This is a genomic window from Bacillus sp. 7894-2, from assembly GCF_002272225.1.
Classification (GTDB): domain Bacteria; phylum Bacillota; class Bacilli; order Bacillales; family Cytobacillaceae; genus Cytobacillus.
This window is the reverse complement of record NZ_NPDG01000111.1, coordinates 18,477-34,873: the sequence shown is the minus strand read 5'-3', so window position 1 is coordinate 34,873 and position 16,397 is coordinate 18,477. Positions and strand designations below refer to the sequence as shown.

The following is a 16,397-nucleotide window of genomic DNA, read 5'->3' as shown; positions in this document are numbered from 1 at the left end:
TATGAAGGATTGGGCAATTAAACGAGATTCTCAGGATACATCCATTTTTATAACAAACGAAATGGAAAACAAGGACTTTAAGTCTATAACCAAAAAAGAAAGAATTCCTTCTGAGATCAGAACTAATACCGGAACTTTATCTAGTGTAGAGCAACTATTACTATCTAGAAACTATGTGTTTAGTAATAGTCTTTCTGAGTATATTTGGAATCCTTCAGGCTATGATATGAAGAAATTAACCCTTTATACTAAACACTTTAAACAAGTAAGATTCTTATATTCAGGTGAACAATTAAAATTTATTCATCTTGAAAATCCAATTGAATCTTCAATCCATCAATTTTCCAATCAAATTAATAATAATGATTTAAACTTGTTTGTTAAAGGACTTTACTTTAGTCCATTTAATGGGTTTGAAAAAAAAGATTATTCACAAGTAGTCCCGGAAACTGGAGAAAAAGAGATTTACACATTGAATAATAATTTTATTGAACCGTTAAATCTCACTGAACAATCTTCAGAGACTGAGTTGATACATTTTTTAAAAAAATGTTATCCTAATTTCAGAACAGAACCTGACAGACTTTTATTTAATGAAAACATTTTGAACAATTTTGCTGTTAGATTACTAGCTACAATTTATGAACAAATTTCTTTTGTTGTAGAAGTAAGTTCTAAAAGAATTTTACTACTAGGAGTCTCTAAATAGCTATTTCAAAAACAGGAAGGACTATCTTATTTAAGTTCTTCCTGTTTTTGATTATGTAAAAACCCTCTAAATTAAGCCAGAAATTAAGATAGTAAAGGATGTGGTCTTTTGAATAAACTTTGGTTTTTTCTTTTTATTTTAGCCATAATTTTTGGAGTTAATTTTGCAAAAGAACATACCAATGAAATTCTGGGAACAATAATATTATTCGGACCTCTTATCTTTTTTCTTTTATACTTAATTCCAGCAGCAGTATATTACTTTAAAAATAAATTCTAACTCAGTTTGATGATTACTGTTCAAATTATTACAAACACGACTAGGCTACCTTAATGGCCTTTTTTTCTTGAGGGCAAACTACATAAGTTCCAAAAAAAGTTAATACCAATTTACTTTACTTATTTGCAAATTCAATCCAGTTTTTATCCATATTGAACACCACATCGGCCTTATATGACTTTCCTTGTTTTGACTTCAGTGTCACCTTAATGGTTTTACCAGAAAAGAGCTTATCAGCTTCATTTTTGGTAATAGTCTTTTTCCCTAACTTCTCTAATCCATTTTTCCAAATAGTTGTTTTGCACCCATCTTTATATCCTGAACATGAGTATCCTTTGCTATTTTCATAAATTTCCTTTTTGCATTTCGGGCAAATAGCAACAGATTCTTTGGCTGGATTTGATGCTGAAGAAAGAGTTTTTACATTTCCTTTAATTTCTTCAGCAGTTCGTTTCAGAAGCCCTTCAAGTTCTTCATAAAAGGTTTCTTCTTTCAATTCTCCTTTTTCTACTTGGGATAGCATTGTTTCAAAAAATGCAGTTAACTTAACACTATACAAGGAAAAATCTTCAGGCATCATTTCTATTAATTCTCGGCCAAGTGTTGTTGAAATGATTTGGTTTTTCTTTTTCTCAATAAAGCCACGCTGCACTAACTTTTCGATAATGCTATCCCTAGTTGCTGTGGTGCCAATCCCCTCAACTGCTTTCATCATTTTTTTATCATCTGCTTGATCCAGGAACTTAGCTGCGTGTTTCATATCATGTAATAAAGTTCCTTCAGTATATCTCTTTGGTGGTTTTGTTTCTTTTTGAATTAAAGAGTATTCTCCTACATCACTTAAACTAGAATTCTTCAACGAACCTTCCTGAAGAGATTCACCATAAAGCTCTCTCCATCCAAGCTCAATTAGTACAGTTTCTTTCGCCTTAAATGTGTATTCTTGATCTAAAAAAGTAGCTGTTGCTTCTTCTTTTACAGCATACGGATAAAAGGCTGCTAAAAATCTGGTGAAAATCACATTATATAGTGTTGCTTCATCCCCCGAAAGGTTGCTGGCCACTTTAGATGTAATAATAATTGTCTCATGATCTGTTACTTTCGAAGGATCTACAAATGAAGATTCAATCTTATACCCCTTTGAAAGAATGTTTTGAACCCATTCATGGCCAGAATGTTTTTCAAGCAGTTCAGGGAGTTCCGAATCGTTCGCAATGTATTCCGAACTAGTACGAGGATATGTTACATATTGTTTTTCGTATAAGGCTTGGGTGGTGCTTAATGTATGGCTTGCACTCCATTTATATTTTTCATTCATAAACTTCTGAAGCTCAGTTAAATCAAACAATTTATTAGGCTTCTCTTCCTTTGTTTTTACAGTCATATCAAAAGCCGTACGGCTTCCGAGAGTTTTTAAAATGGATTGTGCAGCCCCTTTCGTTAAATGAGTATCTTTATCCAATACAAGCTCATATTTAGCTCCGTTTTTAGCTGTTGCAGAAATTGAATAATGAACAACCTTAGAGAAATTTTCTATAGTTTTATCCCGCCTTACTACCATGGCCAGAGTAGGAGTCTGAACCCGACCTAAAGAAAGTACTTTAGGACTTTTGCTTAATTTTGTAACCATCATGGTACTATTCATTCCAATAAGGAGGTCCGATTCTTCTCTTAATTTTCCGGCCGCAGCTAAACCTTCATAATGTGATCCGTCTTTAGCGTTTTTGAATGCTTTGATAATCCCTTCCTTGGTCATATCCTGAATCCACATGCGCTTTAAAGGTCTTTAGACCCCACTTAACGAGTAGATTTTTCGAAAGATGTGTTCTCCTTCTCTTCCAGCATCAGTCGCAATATAAACTAAATCTGATTGTTTCATAAGGGCTGTGATCGTCCTGTATTGCTTTTTGACTCCTGGATTGTCAATTAAAGTTAAAGGAATATTCTTGATGAAAAAAGGCAGCTTGTTAACATTACCCTTCCATCCCCATTCTTCGTTTATAGATTCCGGACTTACACAATTAACCAGGTGGCCAAAAGCGAATGTATAAAGTTTTCCATCGTTTCCGATATAATGTCCTTCCCCTTCTTTATAACCTCCTGAAATGGTTGCTGCTAAGTCTCTCGCTACACTTGGTTTTTCACAAACAAATAGTTCCTTCATATTACAATCTCCTTTTTAACAGTAGTATTTAAGTATTTAATTTCGGAAATTAACGAAACAATAATGTGCTTCTCATCTTGCGTAAAAAAACCCGATTCTTTATTGGGACTAAAGTAAGAAAAAGAATAAAGATAAATATTTCATTTTCATGGATGGATGGTGGTAATATATCAAGTAATCCCTTTGGGCTTTTGTAAAACTATCACTTAAATCTGATATATTTATTGTTTTACGATTTAAATAAACATCGTTTCCTAAATTGTATTCTTCTATTATTGAATCCAATTTTTCATTTAATGCCATGCATTCAACTTCATTAAATTCATCATATTTATACTCATTAACAAAGGTACTAAATCCTAGTAGATTTAGTTTCTTAACCCGATCCCTGAAAAATATATTTTTTATATAATTAATCATTGTTTGTCTTCCTCCAAAACAAGGGGGTGTCCCAAAAGTATTTCTTTTGGGCACTCTCTTTTTGATTGCATAAAAAAATAAGAAAATCGTTCACTTTTGGTATAATTAAGTCACCACAACAAACCATACGTGAAAGGAACGATTTTCTTATGTATAGAGAGTATAACACGAAACAACTAGTTCTTCCATTGGACCTTCAAGTACGAATCCCCCAACAACATCTTGCCCGTTTGATCGACTTCGCAGTCGATCAGATGAATCCTACTATCTTTTCATCTTTATATCCAGGAGGCGGAAGTCCTCCTTACCACCCTCAGATGATGTTGAAAATTATTCTTTATGCTTACTCAAACCGAATTTATTCTTCCCGTCAAATCGCTAAACAGCTAACAGAAAACATTATTTTCATGTGGCTTTCAGGTGAACAGCAGCCCAATTTCCGCACTATTAATCGGTTCCGATCTGAACGAATGAAAGATGTCATTTATGAAACCTTCTTTTCCATTGTCGACCTCTTGCGGGAAGAAGGATATGTAAAACTAGAGGATTACTTTCTGGATGGCACCAAAATAGAAGCTAATGCGAATAAGTATACCTTCGTCTGGCGAAAATCGACTGAGAAATATGATCGGAAATTGGATGAGAAATTTAAACAGCTTAGCCTTCAGATTGAGCAGGTTACAGAGGAAGACGAAGAGGCAGAACAGGAATTAGATCTAATGGAGAAGTTAGAAGAGTCTCCGATTTCTTCAGAAAAAATAGCTGAAACGGTAAAAAAATTGGAGAAACGTTTAGAAAAGGAACCGAAAAATAAGACCTTAAAAAAAGTAAAGAACCAATTGGAAAAAGACCTTCTGCCAAGAAAACAAAAATATGAACAGCAAAAATCGACCTTTGAGGGGAGAAATAGCTACTCTAAAACAGATCAGGACGCTACTTTCATGCGGATGAAAGAGGATCATATGAAAAACGGCCAGTTGAAACATGGCTACAACGTGCAAATCGGGACAGAAAACCAGTTCGTTGTTGGTTTTAGCCTGCATCAGCGTGCTGGAGATCCAGGTTGCCTTATTCCCCATATGGAGGTACTGGATAAATATAACCGTCCCAAGCCCAAGTCAATAATTGCCGACTCTGGATATGGGAGTGAAGAAAATTACGCTTATTGTGAAAAAGAAGAAATCGAAGCCTACATTAAATACAATACATTTGATAAAGAAACCAAGAGGAAATGGAAAGAACAAGTCGGAAGAATAGAAAACATGGATTACGATGCGGAGTTGGATGAATGGATTTGTAAGAACGGCAAGCGCCTTACTTTCCAATATGAGTCTAAAAGAAAATCAGATAATGGATATGAATCAATTAAAAGAACGTATCGCTGTACCCAGTGTCAAGGCTGTCCGTTTCAATTAACCTGTGCTAAAGATAAAGACACAAAGACCGTTCAGGTCTCCATCGGAAATCAAAAGCAGCGAGAGGAAGTCAGGAAGAGACTTGCCTCAGAAGATGGTGCTCGAAAGTACAGAAATCGAAAAATTGATGTCGAGCCAGTCTTTGGACAGATTAAACACAACCGAAAATTTAGCCGTTTTTCTCTAAGAGGCCTATCAAAAAACAGCACGGATTGGGGTCTTATTTGTGTTGCCCACAACTTAAAAAAGTGGGATGAACGGAGAAAAAACACGATAAAATTGGAAACAAACTAGAGGGAAATGGCCCTCTAGTTTTGATTATTTGTTCAAAAATAGAGAAAAATATCCAAAAAAATAAAACTGACTCAAAAAAGTCGTCATTCAACGACCTTTTGAGTCAGCCTCATTTTATCTCCTTTTAATTAGATTTCCATTTCGTTGATTTCGTGTCTATCCATTTCATCAGCTTCCATTAAATATGCAACTACGGTTCTCCACCCTATTTCAGCAGCACTGCTTCCTGGCAGTGACCAATGCAATAAGAACCCGGCAAGCTCCGCACTTGGATTATAAGACCAATTTTCCTGAACACCCTCAGTCCAATGCCACCATGGAGCATGTGGGTAATCGTTGTTTGCAGGCATCACTGATGGCCACATATTCTTTTCATGTATATAGCTGTGTTCTAAATAATTTAATAGCTTTTGTACAACCTGTAACTCAGGTTTTGCCTCAATGTTCATCAATATTTGTCCGGCTGCCCATGAAGCCATCGGTGATGAGTGTGGTGACCAGAAATCAGGTTCAATGCCATTCCGAATCCTCCGTCGTCATTCTGAAAAGCTTCAATGCAGTTTATTGCCCCTTCAGCATTACGATCCTCAAAATGGTATGACCATAAAGCTGATTCAAGCGGTCTTGCATTTCTCTTTATCCATCTGCTGGTGTTCTCAAATCTTTCTTTTGTTATCTTCATAAAGGCTTCCTTTCTTAATTGGGCGCATTTGATTTCTTATTAGTTTTCTAGCTATAATTACAATTTCCTTTTTTTACAATCAAAAAGGAAAAGAGTCCAAGCTCTTTTCCTAATCAATCCACTTTACAATATCATCGAAAGGTCTGCGTGTTTTCGGCCTTGGGTCTTTCACTCTGTACCCAAATGCACACATTACCGACAGTCCGAAGCTTCCATCTTCAAGAAGACCTTCCTCACCCAGAAGCTTATTCATTTTTTCAATGTCAAAACCTTCAATCGGGCAGGAATCTATGCCAATTTGTGCAGCAGCAGTCATCATATTCCCCAGTGCGATATAGCTTTGCTTACAGGCCCAATCAAAGAGAGGTCGGTCTCCTTCCAGAAGATCAAAATCAGACTTCTGGAATTCCTCAATCCGCTGCAAATATTTTTCCAGCATTTCTTCCGGCATCTCCAGAGTATTTCTAAAATGATCCTGCAGATACCGGGAATCATACTTTGTATCTTTTTTCGTTCTTGCCAGGACTAAGACAAAGTGGCTTGATTCAGGCAGTTTACCGAATGCTCCCCAGGAGGCATTCTTAATTTTCTCACGAAGCTCCTCGTTCTGAACAACCACAAAACGCCATGGTTCAAAACCAAATGAACTTGGTGACAGACGGCCTGTCTCCAATATAAATCGAAAATCTTCTTCCGGTATATGTTTATTTGGATCAAATTCCTTTGTTGCATGCCTGAATTGATAGGCATTCAGAATGTCTTCCTTTAAAGTTTCCTTTTCACGCAAAACCAAACACTCCTTTTCTGACTGTTCTAACTTTAACGTAACACATTACAGCACAACATTCATGAAATCAGCTTTTAGTTTGTCCTTTTCACTGCCGTTTCTAATTATTTGGGGGACTTTCTTTGTAAATCCATAGACAGTCTGATCATATCCCGGCAATGAATTCCATTTTCATGAATATCTTCTTTGTAATGCCGCACAAAAAAATCTCTATCGACCCCTGTGATTCTAAAACCGCATTTTTGGTAAAGAGCCAGCTGCCCGATACTGGAATTCCCCGTACCAATTTCAAGGGTCTTATTTCCGCCTTCAAAAGCAAGCTCTATTGCATGCTGAAGAAGTTTTCTGCCGATGCCCTCTCCCTGATGTTTTTCACTAACGGCAATATTAACTATCTCACAGGTTCCTGGCCTTGTGGCAAGAAGGATATAAACGCCGACAACTGCCCCGTTTAGTTCTGCAATATATATTTCCCCTCGACTTAGATAATCCTCAATAAATTCAATTGAAGGATCTGCCAATAATAGCAGATTCATAGGCGGAGACTCTGAATGGTCTATACTTCGAATCTTCATTATGTCCTCCTATTTATGTCAAGCTAGCAAAATAATCTTTGAAAATACTTTCTGTTTGTTCTTTCGGATCAAAAACGGAATGTCCTGCCCCTGCAATCAATTCTTCTTTTAATGAAGGGTGATATCTTCTAAATTCCTGCACCTCTTCTTCCTTTATCAGAGTGCCTTTTTCCTCTCCGCGCAATAAAAGGACCGGCTCTTCAATTTGATCCAGTCCGTGCGTTAAGTCCAAATCCTCTGAATCCATCTGAAGTTTTATGGGGAGATCTTTATGAACCCTTGCGTGAATTCCATCTACTTTTTTCACATAGAATTCTTCCTTTCTTTCTGCAAATTCTTCCGGGCTGATTTCCTGATTAGGGGAGATAGCCTGATAAAGCTCCTCCCATGTCTGATGAACTTTATATCTGGCGATTAGGTTTTCAACCCATTCCTTTTTCATAACAAAGCTTTTTGCAGGAAAGTCCCCGACCACAAAACCCTTTATTTTGCCCGGATAATCTACTGCAAATTGCACAGTATTCGGGACTCCCCTGGAAAATGAAATAAAGTGTGCTATCTCAATTCCGGCGTGCTGGAGAACCGCCTCAATATCACTGGCCAGATGCCGGATTGTAAAGCCGGTCTCCGGAAGACCGCTGTCCCCGCACCCTCTTAAATCAATTGAAATGACCCGTCTTGGTTTTCCCCATTTTCCTTGAGAAAGTTTTTCCCCAATCCACCTGAACATTCTTCCATTTGAAAGGTTCCCATGAATGCATATTACTGGAAGGCTGTCATTCTCGAATGCAGGTATCCATTCCAGATAATGAAGGGTAAAGCCTTCCTCTCTTTCTATAAAATGATGATCCATAGCTGTCATCTCCCCAGTCCATTTTTGATTACCTTTTTTATTTGAGTTTCCCTTTCATGCTTAGCGATATATTCAAAATATCCAATTCTATTTCCCCAGGGATCCGAGAATGTTGCCCACTTAACAGGGACTTCTTTCCTCGTATGAATATCAAATGGTGTTATTTTTAATTCTGTGATCAGCCTTTCACGTTCCTGTTCAAGATCAGGCACACCCAGTCTAATTGGACCGCTTCCTATACTGGGGGTACCCTCAGCTATCTGAAGCCAGCACCCAGTGATGAGTTCCCACTCTGCAAATCCTTCATGCGGAATGAAATCAGGTTTTTTATTAAGCAAAGTTTCGTACCACCACAATCCCTTTTTCATGTCCAGCACCCTGAATTGAATCGTCATTTCATAAATCATTTCAATCCTCCCTTCCTATTCCAAATTATGTAATTCGTTAATATTATCACATTTCCTTTATTTTATTGTTTTTGAACCATAGTAAAGGGAATTAAGAGTATTGGATATTAGAAAGGGAGTTGATAAACCATGACAATTAATGCTTTAGTATTAAACTGTACGCTAAAAAAGAGCAGTGAACCCTCCAATACCGGTGCACTTATAGATGAGGTTATTAAATTTTTTGATAAAACGGAAGTGGAAACAGAGGTGATTACAGCAGCAGACTTTAAGATTGGATACGGCATAACTTCTGAAGCTGTGGATCAGGAGGATGAATGGCCGGATATTTTTAAGAAGGTTGAAGAGGCAGATATCCTTATCCTTGGTTCTCCCATCTGGCTTGGCGAGCAAAGCAGCATCACCACTAAAGTGATCGAAAGATTATATGGAGGGAGCAGTCTGACCAATGAAAAAGGCCAGTATATTTATTACAACAAGGTTGGCGGCGTAGTGGTGACTGGCAATGAAGATGGAGCCAAACATGTTTCGCGTTCTGTGCTATATTCACTCTCCCATATGGGATTCACCATACCGCCAAACGTTGACACCTATTGGGTTGGAGAGGCTGGTCCCGGCCCATCCTTTATTGAAGCAAAGGGCTATGAAAATGACTTCACAAGACAGCATGCCAAAATAATGGCCTATAATTTAATCCATTTTGCTAGAATGTTAAAAGCTCATCCGATACCTGCAGAAGGAAATATCGTTAAAGGCTAGTTGCATTAATAAGCAGTAAAAAACCAGCATTGACCCTCAGTGCTGGTTTTCCTCATTATCTTTTAGGGGAAATCTCCAATCCCAATTGATCCAGTGCGAAAGTGATTCCCTGCTGCAGAATGGAAAAACACGGAATTTTCGTTTCTTTATTTCCGCTCTCTATTATTTGGAGGCTAAGATCTGGTGAAATCCCGACAAATATGCAGTTGCTGCCCAATAGGGAAGCGGCTCGGACAAATTTCTTCAAGAAATCCAGAGTATATTGATCTACACCTTTTAATGCGGTTAAGTCCAGTATTAAATATTCAGCTTTATATCGGGGAAGATTCAGTAATGTTCTGTTCAGTAATTCCTCTGCCCGCAGCTCTTCATATCTTCCAACCAAAGGGATGACCAAAATGGAGTCGATCACGGGTATAATAGGAGAAGAACTCTCTTTAATAATTTCAGATAATACTCTGGTCTGCTCGGCAATTTCCTTTTCCAGCTCTTTCTGGGCGCTTTGTGTCCGCTCTTTTATCATTGCGCTGATATTCTGGGAAGGTGTGATTTCGGATTCAAAAAATTCGTATTCGGAATACTGATCCCCCTGGACCTGGCTTTGCCTCACTTTATACCATATATTTGTTTCGAACAGCCCGCTTAACACCCCTGCCCAATGCCCAGGCAAAAAACTGCCTTCTGTTTTTTTCTTTTGAGCAATATTAATCTTATATTCCCAGCCGCTGTTAACACGTACAATAGCTTTCTTTTCTTTGAGACAGAAGGAAACAATGTCTGTTTTTCCCCATCCGGCAGTTAGATAAATATTGGGCAGATGATTGATAATGTCTTCTTTTTCTTTATTCGATTCCATATAAAATTTGCTGACAATTTTCCCTGTACGGTACCCGGCCGTTTCCAGCACAAGCTTGGCCGACTTTTCACCTGAAATTTCTTCAATGGAGTCCAGCAGTGTCTTGAAAGCTGTGTTTACCCAAAATACCACCACATCGTCATTCTCAAATCTAAACGTTGCCTCATCCAAATCCCAATCGAATAAAGATCCATTTACATTTATTTCATACTTGGAAGAGTTAGCCTCCATCGAATACCCCCTCATTTATACATTCCAGTCATCTATTTAAAGAACATTATTATTCTACCCTCAAGATTATTTCGGAGTCAAAAATGTATATGCTTCCGTTAAATCCTTATTAAGGATGAAAAAAATCCATGTAAAATAGCTGCTGAAATTTACCGTCTGCGAGCCTGAAAATCCATTCAATTTTCCGCATCTTATCGTGCAGAGTTCCTATTCACCTCCAAAAAAAAGAGATAGGCAAGCAAGTCTTCCCCGCTTATACCTACCCTTCTTCTTCCCACTTAATCGTAAATGTACTGCCTTTTGCCGAACTTTCTTTTAAAATTAAATTTGCGTTCAAAGCACCTGCAAGCAGTTTGCTGAATGGAAGCCCCAAGCCAAGCCCTCGTACTTTCAGCTTCTTCTGTTCACCCCTGTAAAAACGCTCAAAAATAAAAGGCTGCTCCTCTTCCGCTATTCCTGAACCAGTATCATGAACATCAATAAAACTTTCACTTAAAATAACAGTAATGCTGCCATCTTCATCAATGGCATGATAAGCATTATTCAATAAATTAATCATAATCTGCTGCAGACGGTACGGGTCTGTTGATCTGCAGATGGTTTCAGAGGGCACTTCCACACGATAATGAAAATGGCCTTTCTGTGCCAGTGCCCATTGCCTTACAATATCCTGCACGAGCTTATTCATATCACAGTTTTCGGGCCTGATTGAAAAAGCACCGGAAGATAGCGAATTAAAATCGAGCAAGTCCTCAATCATTTTCTGCAAACGGCCGACTTCTTTTAAAGAAATATCAAGAAATTCCTCTCTTTCTTCCCCGCTTACAACATCATCACGCACTGCCTGAATTAGACCGCTTATAGATGTGACAGGCGTTTTCAAATCATGTGTGACCCCAGCCAGCAATTCTGCCCTAAGTTTTTCAAGGTGCATAAGCCGCTCTGTCATTTCTTTAAACGATATGATTAAATTATGAATCTCTTCCTCATTGGCCCTGGCTTTCAGTTCAATTTTATAGTCACCTTCACTGACCTTCGAGGCAGCTTGAGCAACTTCCTGAATGGGTCTCGAAATTTTCCTGGAAAGAAAATAAATGACACTCCATCCGAGAAGACCCAATCCTGTGAGCATGATAAATAACAAGGAATATTCCTGATTTACGTTCGTCAAATCATCTGCGCTTTGGACCACCACGACCCATCCTGCCTGGTTACTATCGAATGATATTTCCGACTTGACTGCGTATACGTCTTGCCCATCCTGTGTCTCCAGCTTTTGAACGTTCTTTTGGTTCTCAAGCAAATCTGCAGGCAGAGTCCCGAGATTGGGGCCAGACCGGTTATTTCTCTGCATACGTCCAGATTTTTGATATAATATCTGGCCATTTAAATCACTTATAAAAACCTGGGGATCAAACTTAAATTCCAGCAGCTTCGCTCTTTCCTCCAGCATTCTGTTAAAAAATGGATCAAATTCGATGCCGCCGTCCTGCTGTACGACACGCCCCGCTGTTTCATCAGCAACATACTGCAGCAAATTCAGCCGGTTTTCAAGAGTTGTATGCCTGATCCACCACATAGATCCTGCTGCCAGTATGATAAGTCCGATGACAAGTGTAAATAAATAGCGGGTTGTCCAATAGCGGAGCAGTGTTGTTCTTTTGTTATTTTTCATAAACATGGAATTGGTACCCCATTCCTCTGAGCGTCCTTATTTCACCTTCTGTTTCCGGCCAGTCCGTTAATGCCTGCCGTATTCTCTTTACGGCCAAATCGACAGCACGGTCGCTTCCGTCATAATCCATTCCCCAGACATGTTCAATCAACTGATCCCTGGTGAAAGTTCTGTTAGGCCTTTCAGCCAAAAACAGCAGCAGTGATAAGTCTCGCGGAGTAAAACTTAACTCCTTGCCATTCAGAAAAATGGTATGCGCTTCAAAATTTATCGTTAAGCTTCCATATTGTTTTATATGCTCATCCGTGTACATATTTGATGATCGCCGTAATACGGCGTTCACACGTGCAACAACCTCATCCCCAATAAAAGGCTTTGAAATATAATCATCCGCACCTGTATTCAAGCCCTTCAGCTTGTAATCGATATCCCCCAGTGCTGTAAGCATGATGACAGGACATGCGCTTTTTTCACGAATTTTTTCAAGGACACTCCATCCATCCATGCCAGGCATCATAATATCCAGGATCACAAGGTGGGGGGAGTGACTGAAAAATTGCTCAAGGGCATTGGTGCCGTCATATGCTGTCAGAACTTCAAACCCTTCTCGCTGCAAGTAGGCGCTCAAAACCCTGGAAATAGCCAATTCATCTTCTGCCACAAGGATCTTTTTCATTTTAATTTCCTCCAATAAGTTAACTATACAGAAAAATCCCCGGATTTGTACACGGGGATTTTTAAAACTTATTACAGAGAGCCTGTGTCTGTACCTGTTTCAGTTATACCTTCTTTAGATACGTGCTGCTTCATGCTGCCATCTTTCCCTTGCCCATGACTGCCTCTCATTTCCTTCATGCCCAAGCCTTTAATACCCATAAAATTTTCTCCGAGTACATCCTGTAATTTAGCACTGTCCTTCTCTTCTATTTCCGAGATAAGTTCTGCTGTTGATTTATCATTGGTGGAAATACCCAAGTCCTTAGCGAGATCAGCCACTTTTTTCGCCCTGACCTCTTGAGCAATTTGCTGAATAAATTTCCCATCTATTGATATGCCCAGTTCCTTCGCTTCTTTTTTGACCTTCATGGAAAACACCTCTTGCCAAGCTTCCCTGATATCTTTGCCTTCTATGGAGATTCCCAGTTTTTCAGCCTCTTTTTTTACGGATACTGTGTATATCTCTTTTGATAAGGTCTGCAGATCTTTTCCATCAGTAGAAATCCCTAGCTCTTTTGCCTTCTTATTTAAGGAAGCAGTCTGTATTTCTTTCTTAAGAGTATCCAAATCTTTGTCATCAGTTGATACTCCCAGTTCTTTGGCCTCCTCCTTCAGTTTCGCTGTACCGATTTCTTCATGAAGAGCTTCTGCATCTTTTCCTTCTGTTTTAATGCCCAATTCTGCAGCTTCCTTTTTCAGCTTAGCAAGCATTACTTCCTCCAGTAGGTCTTCAGTATCTTTTCCATCCGTTTTAATCCCAAGCTCCTTCGCTTCTTTCAGAATTTCTGCTTCCCTGATTTCACCAATTAAAGTTTCGGCATCTTTTCCTTCTGTTTTAATGCCGAGCTCTTCAGCCCTTTGAAGAACAGATTCAGAGTCATTAGTAAACCCTCTGCCATGATGTCCAAACCCCTTGTTTTTAAATTTCCAGCTTAACTCGCTTTTTTCTGCAGAAGTTTCTGTATCTGCTGCAAAAGATGTTGTTGCATACCCCCCCGCCAGTAATAAACCTGCAAGGCTAAAACCAATGATTGTCTTTTTCATTCCTATACCTCCTGAATATTTTCAAGGCCAAGCATTCTTAACCTCGACTTTACTATATCGGGGCAATGTGTCAGGAAGATGTCAAAAAAACTTAATAAATAAAAAAACCGTCAATGCCGCAATAAACGGCCAGACCGTTTTTAGCCTGCTTCCCGAATTTCTTCATTGATAAATTTCCTCTTCTGTATAAAGATGAGCCTCATTGAAAGACAAACACCTGCAGCAAGAAGCCCGAAGGTAAGGCCAAGCCAATATCCAGTAGCCCCGAGGCTGGTATGATGTGCAAGAACGTAGCCAGCAGGCAGATCAGCCAATAGGCAATCAATGTGATGACAAAAGAAATATTCACATCTTTATATCCTCTTAATGCAGCTTGTGCAGTAGCCTGGATGGCATCAGAAATCTGGAAAAACAGGGCGTAAATCAGAAAATGGGCAGTTAAGGCAATAACAGCACTATCAGTAGAATAAAAACCTGCAACTTCATAGCGGAAAAAAACGACCAGCAGCCCAGTAAACAAGGCAATCAATACGGCTAAATAGATGCCAAGCCAGCTGTAGGACTTTGCATCCTTATACCTGCCTGCACCTACTTCAAATCCGACTAACACTGTCTGCGCCATGGAAATGCTGATCGGGATCATATACAGGAAGGAAACAATGTTTAAGGCAGACTGATAAGCGGCAATAGTTGTCACATTGAATTTACTGATTAAGATGGTCACCACTGCAAACATACTTGTTTCAAAAAAGATTGACAATCCCATGGGTACTCCAATCTTTAAGATTTCTTTGCATTTATCCCATGAAAAATCATTAAGACCGCTGAATATCGTATAGTTTGAAAAAGGCTCCTTCGTTTTGATAATAAAAGCAGTCATGACAAGGATGAACCAATAAGTAATAGAAGTTGCATACCCTCCACCAGCTCCTCCCAGTTCAGGAAATCCCCAATAGCCAAATATCAGGACATAATTCAGAAAGAAATTGATTGGAAGCGAACAAAACTAAATCACCATTACAACTCTCGTTTTGCCGAGTGCATAGATGAAAGATCTTAAAACATTAAATATGAATAAAGGAATGATTCCAAAGCTGAGTCCCACAAGATAGCCCCGAGCCGTTGCTTCCACAGCATTAGTCAGATTCATGCTGCCAAGCAGCGGGTCAAGCAAAAATGAACCCAACAGAATGACGGCAAAGGCAATAACAAAGCCCAGAAATATTCCATTTTTCACGATAGAAGTAACTTCCTTGTTCTTTTTCTCTCCAAACGCTTGTGCCGCAATTGGAGATACAGCCATTAAAATTCCGCTGAGCCCGGTAAAAACAGGATTCCAAATGGAGGAGCCTATCGCTACGCCAGCAAGGTCGGAAGCATTATATCTTCCCGACATGATCGTATTAAAAAAGACCATTGCAAACATGCCAAGCTGCGTGATTAGAATAGGAATCAGCATGATGGTAATTTGCCTGATCTTCTCCTGTAAAGTAAACGTCTGATACATCCTAAGGACTCCTTCTCAAAATATTAATCATAAATATCATTATATTATATCTTTAAGAATAAAGACCTTATTTTTAGACAAAAGAAAAAAGAGCTGCAGAAGCTCTTTTTTCAAGACATCACTCATTTTCTTCTTCAACTATATATTTAAGTTTTTGCAGCTTATTATTCCAGTATTGTTCATAATAGGAAAGCCATTGCTTCAATTCTGTCAGCGGCTCAGGCTGGAGATGGTAGATTCTTTCTCTGCCTGCCTTTTTCCCTTTTACTAACTCAGCTTCAGAAAGGATTTGAAGATGTTTTGATATGGCGGTCCGGCTTATGGGAAAATGAGCACTTATCTCTGAGATCGGGCGTTCTTTTTCAGCCAGCAGCCTTAATACTTCTCTCCTCGTTGGATCGGCGATTGCCTGAAACACATCATGTTTCCTGGCAGAAGCACCCATTATTCCTCAACAACCTTGCCAAGCTTCGCAAGAATTCCAGTCCATCCCTGTGACATTCTTTCACGGATAACCGCACTCTCAGCTTGAGCTTTCTCAACCAGTTCATCTGACTGTTTCCAGCCGCCATGTATAAGAGTAAATTCAGTTTTGCCGCCCAAATCTTTCAATAGGAAAGATACAAACCATCCATCTGTATCCCATTTAAAAGAAAGCCGGTTAGGCTCATCCAGTTCTGTAACCTTACACGGGGAAGGACCAAATGGGGACTGAATATGAAATTCATAGCCCAGCTCAGCCTTAAAATCATTTGGCATAAACCAGGCTTCGATCCCTTCCGAAGTAGAGACTGTCTTCCAAACTTTTTCAATCGGCGCATTAAGTATAACTGTTTGTTTAATATCCTGAAGTGTTTCCATTTACATACTCTCCTTTAATGATAAAATACAACCTTTTGGTTTCATTTAAATCATATACAACCTTTTGGTTTTATGTCAACTGGAATATTATGATGTTTCCTAAAATAAAGCCTAAATATGCAGGTTAATCCATATAATTTACAGAATTAATCTAATATCTAA

General features: G+C 38.8%; 18 protein-coding genes and 1 pseudogene. 3 read left to right on the top strand and 16 right to left on the bottom strand.

Annotation, left to right across the window (positions count from 1 at the left end; translation table 11 throughout):
* The first annotated feature begins 1 nt into the window (after position 1).
* The gene (locus CHI10_RS16950) at positions 2-709 is read left to right on the top strand and encodes a hypothetical protein (RefSeq protein WP_095245399.1); all 708 of its coding nucleotides are present in this window, start codon (positions 2-4) and stop codon (positions 707-709) included.
* Between the two features lie 394 nt (positions 710-1,103).
* On the opposite strand, the gene CHI10_RS16945 is transcribed toward CHI10_RS16950, so the two are convergent.
* The 3 genes from CHI10_RS16945 to CHI10_RS16940 form a co-directional block, all read right to left on the bottom strand.
* Positions 1,104-2,744: a type IA DNA topoisomerase gene (locus CHI10_RS16945; protein WP_286137436.1), complete on the bottom strand. Its 1,641-nt coding sequence runs from the start codon at positions 2,742-2,744 to the stop codon at positions 1,104-1,106.
* A gap of 30 nt (positions 2,745-2,774) precedes the next feature.
* Positions 2,775-3,152, bottom strand: coding sequence for a toprim domain-containing protein (locus CHI10_RS22775; RefSeq protein WP_286137434.1), 378 nt, complete (start codon positions 3,150-3,152; stop codon positions 2,775-2,777).
* Positions 3,153-3,260: 108 nt separating this feature from the next.
* Positions 3,261-3,572 (bottom strand): hypothetical protein, encoded by a 312-nt coding sequence (locus tag CHI10_RS16940; protein WP_095245398.1) that lies wholly within the window; start codon positions 3,570-3,572, stop codon positions 3,261-3,263.
* A gap of 149 nt (positions 3,573-3,721) precedes the next feature.
* Between CHI10_RS16940 and CHI10_RS16935 the strand changes: the two genes are divergently transcribed.
* The gene (locus CHI10_RS16935; RefSeq protein ID WP_095245397.1) at positions 3,722-5,281 is read left to right on the top strand and encodes an IS1182 family transposase; all 1,560 of its coding nucleotides are present in this window, start codon (positions 3,722-3,724) and stop codon (positions 5,279-5,281) included.
* Between the two features lie 128 nt (positions 5,282-5,409).
* Here CHI10_RS16935 and CHI10_RS22770 read toward each other — a convergent pair whose 3' ends face one another.
* The 6 genes from CHI10_RS22770 to CHI10_RS16910 all read right to left on the bottom strand — a co-directional run bounded on the left by CHI10_RS22770 (position 5,410) and on the right by CHI10_RS16910 (position 8,585).
* Complete coding sequence (locus CHI10_RS22770; protein ID WP_286137433.1) at positions 5,410-5,733, bottom strand: hypothetical protein; 324 nt, start codon at positions 5,731-5,733, stop codon at positions 5,410-5,412.
* Complete coding sequence (locus CHI10_RS22765) at positions 5,730-5,963, bottom strand: hypothetical protein (RefSeq protein WP_286137432.1); 234 nt, start codon at positions 5,961-5,963, stop codon at positions 5,730-5,732. Before CHI10_RS22765 ends, CHI10_RS22770 begins: the two co-directional genes overlap by 4 nt.
* A 109-nt stretch (positions 5,964-6,072) precedes the next feature.
* Entirely contained in the window at positions 6,073-6,750 is a 678-nt protein-coding gene (locus CHI10_RS16925; RefSeq protein ID WP_095245396.1) for an NAD(P)H-dependent oxidoreductase, read from the bottom strand.
* 104 nt (positions 6,751-6,854) lie between these two features.
* Complete coding sequence (locus CHI10_RS16920; protein ID WP_095245395.1) at positions 6,855-7,325, bottom strand: GNAT family N-acetyltransferase; 471 nt, start codon at positions 7,323-7,325, stop codon at positions 6,855-6,857.
* Between the two features lie 13 nt (positions 7,326-7,338).
* Positions 7,339-8,178, bottom strand: a complete 840-nt coding sequence (locus tag CHI10_RS16915; RefSeq protein WP_095245394.1) for an alpha/beta fold hydrolase — start codon at positions 8,176-8,178, stop codon at positions 7,339-7,341.
* 5 nt (positions 8,179-8,183) lie between these two features.
* Entirely contained in the window at positions 8,184-8,585 is a 402-nt protein-coding gene (locus CHI10_RS16910; RefSeq protein ID WP_095245393.1) for a VOC family protein, read from the bottom strand.
* 129 nt (positions 8,586-8,714) lie between these two features.
* Between CHI10_RS16910 and CHI10_RS16905 the strand changes: the two genes are divergently transcribed.
* The gene (locus CHI10_RS16905; protein WP_095245392.1) at positions 8,715-9,344 is read left to right on the top strand and encodes a flavodoxin family protein; all 630 of its coding nucleotides are present in this window, start codon (positions 8,715-8,717) and stop codon (positions 9,342-9,344) included.
* 55 nt (positions 9,345-9,399) lie between these two features.
* On the opposite strand, the gene CHI10_RS16900 is transcribed toward CHI10_RS16905, so the two are convergent.
* From CHI10_RS16900 to CHI10_RS16870, 7 genes and pseudogenes are all read right to left on the bottom strand, one after another.
* Positions 9,400-10,431: an STAS domain-containing protein gene (locus CHI10_RS16900; RefSeq protein ID WP_095245391.1), complete on the bottom strand. Its 1,032-nt coding sequence runs from the start codon at positions 10,429-10,431 to the stop codon at positions 9,400-9,402.
* A 259-nt stretch (positions 10,432-10,690) separates the two neighbouring features.
* Complete coding sequence (locus CHI10_RS16895; protein ID WP_095245390.1) at positions 10,691-12,112, bottom strand: sensor histidine kinase; 1,422 nt, start codon at positions 12,110-12,112, stop codon at positions 10,691-10,693.
* Entirely contained in the window at positions 12,096-12,782 is a 687-nt protein-coding gene (locus tag CHI10_RS16890) for a response regulator transcription factor (protein ID WP_095245389.1), read from the bottom strand. The genes CHI10_RS16895 and CHI10_RS16890 overlap by 17 nt, the downstream gene beginning before the upstream one ends.
* Before the next feature lie 71 nt (positions 12,783-12,853).
* On the bottom strand, positions 12,854-13,867 hold the full coding sequence (locus CHI10_RS16885) for a hypothetical protein (RefSeq protein ID WP_095245388.1): 1,014 nt from the start codon (positions 13,865-13,867) through the stop codon (positions 12,854-12,856).
* Positions 13,868-14,007: 140 nt separating this feature from the next.
* A pseudogene (locus CHI10_RS16880) lies at positions 14,008-15,374 on the bottom strand (MATE family efflux transporter).
* Positions 15,375-15,492: 118 nt separating this feature from the next.
* Positions 15,493-15,819 (bottom strand): ArsR/SmtB family transcription factor, encoded by a 327-nt coding sequence (locus tag CHI10_RS16875; protein WP_095245387.1) that lies wholly within the window; start codon positions 15,817-15,819, stop codon positions 15,493-15,495.
* On the bottom strand, positions 15,819-16,235 hold the full coding sequence (locus CHI10_RS16870; protein WP_009333568.1) for an SRPBCC family protein: 417 nt from the start codon (positions 16,233-16,235) through the stop codon (positions 15,819-15,821). The genes CHI10_RS16875 and CHI10_RS16870 overlap by 1 nt, the downstream gene beginning before the upstream one ends.
* Between the last annotated feature and the right edge of the window lie 162 nt (positions 16,236-16,397).

Bases quoted from the DNA above. Each gene is read 5' to 3' on its own strand.
- CHI10_RS16910 (WP_095245393.1), bottom strand. From the start codon at position 8,585: ATGATTTATGAAATGACGATTCAATTCAGGGTGCTGGACATGAAAAAG.
- CHI10_RS16905 (WP_095245392.1), top strand. From the start codon at position 8,715: ATGACAATTAATGCTTTAGTATTAAACTGTACGCTAAAAAAGAGCAGT.
- CHI10_RS22775 (WP_286137434.1), bottom strand. From the start codon at position 3,152: ATGAAGGAACTATTTGTTTGTGAAAAACCAAGTGTAGCGAGAGACTTA.
- CHI10_RS16885 (WP_095245388.1), bottom strand. From the start codon at position 13,867: ATGAAAAAGACAATCATTGGTTTTAGCCTTGCAGGTTTATTACTGGCG.
- CHI10_RS16935 (WP_095245397.1), top strand. From the start codon at position 3,722: ATGTATAGAGAGTATAACACGAAACAACTAGTTCTTCCATTGGACCTT.
- CHI10_RS16920 (WP_095245395.1), bottom strand. From the start codon at position 7,325: ATGAAGATTCGAAGTATAGACCATTCAGAGTCTCCGCCTATGAATCTG.
- CHI10_RS16900 (WP_095245391.1), bottom strand. From the start codon at position 10,431: ATGGAGGCTAACTCTTCCAAGTATGAAATAAATGTAAATGGATCTTTA.
- CHI10_RS16890 (WP_095245389.1), bottom strand. From the start codon at position 12,782: ATGAAAAAGATCCTTGTGGCAGAAGATGAATTGGCTATTTCCAGGGTT.
- CHI10_RS16945 (WP_286137436.1), bottom strand. From the start codon at position 2,744: ATGACCAAGGAAGGGATTATCAAAGCATTCAAAAACGCTAAAGACGGA.
- CHI10_RS16915 (WP_095245394.1), bottom strand. From the start codon at position 8,178: ATGGATCATCATTTTATAGAAAGAGAGGAAGGCTTTACCCTTCATTAT.
- CHI10_RS16950 (WP_095245399.1), top strand. From the start codon at position 2: ATGAAGGATTGGGCAATTAAACGAGATTCTCAGGATACATCCATTTTT.
- CHI10_RS16895 (WP_095245390.1), bottom strand. From the start codon at position 12,112: ATGTTTATGAAAAATAACAAAAGAACAACACTGCTCCGCTATTGGACA.
- CHI10_RS16875 (WP_095245387.1), bottom strand. From the start codon at position 15,819: ATGGGTGCTTCTGCCAGGAAACATGATGTGTTTCAGGCAATCGCCGAT.
- CHI10_RS22765 (WP_286137432.1), bottom strand. From the start codon at position 5,963: ATGAAGATAACAAAAGAAAGATTTGAGAACACCAGCAGATGGATAAAG.
- CHI10_RS16940 (WP_095245398.1), bottom strand. From the start codon at position 3,572: ATGATTAATTATATAAAAAATATATTTTTCAGGGATCGGGTTAAGAAA.
- CHI10_RS16870 (WP_009333568.1), bottom strand. From the start codon at position 16,235: ATGGAAACACTTCAGGATATTAAACAAACAGTTATACTTAATGCGCCG.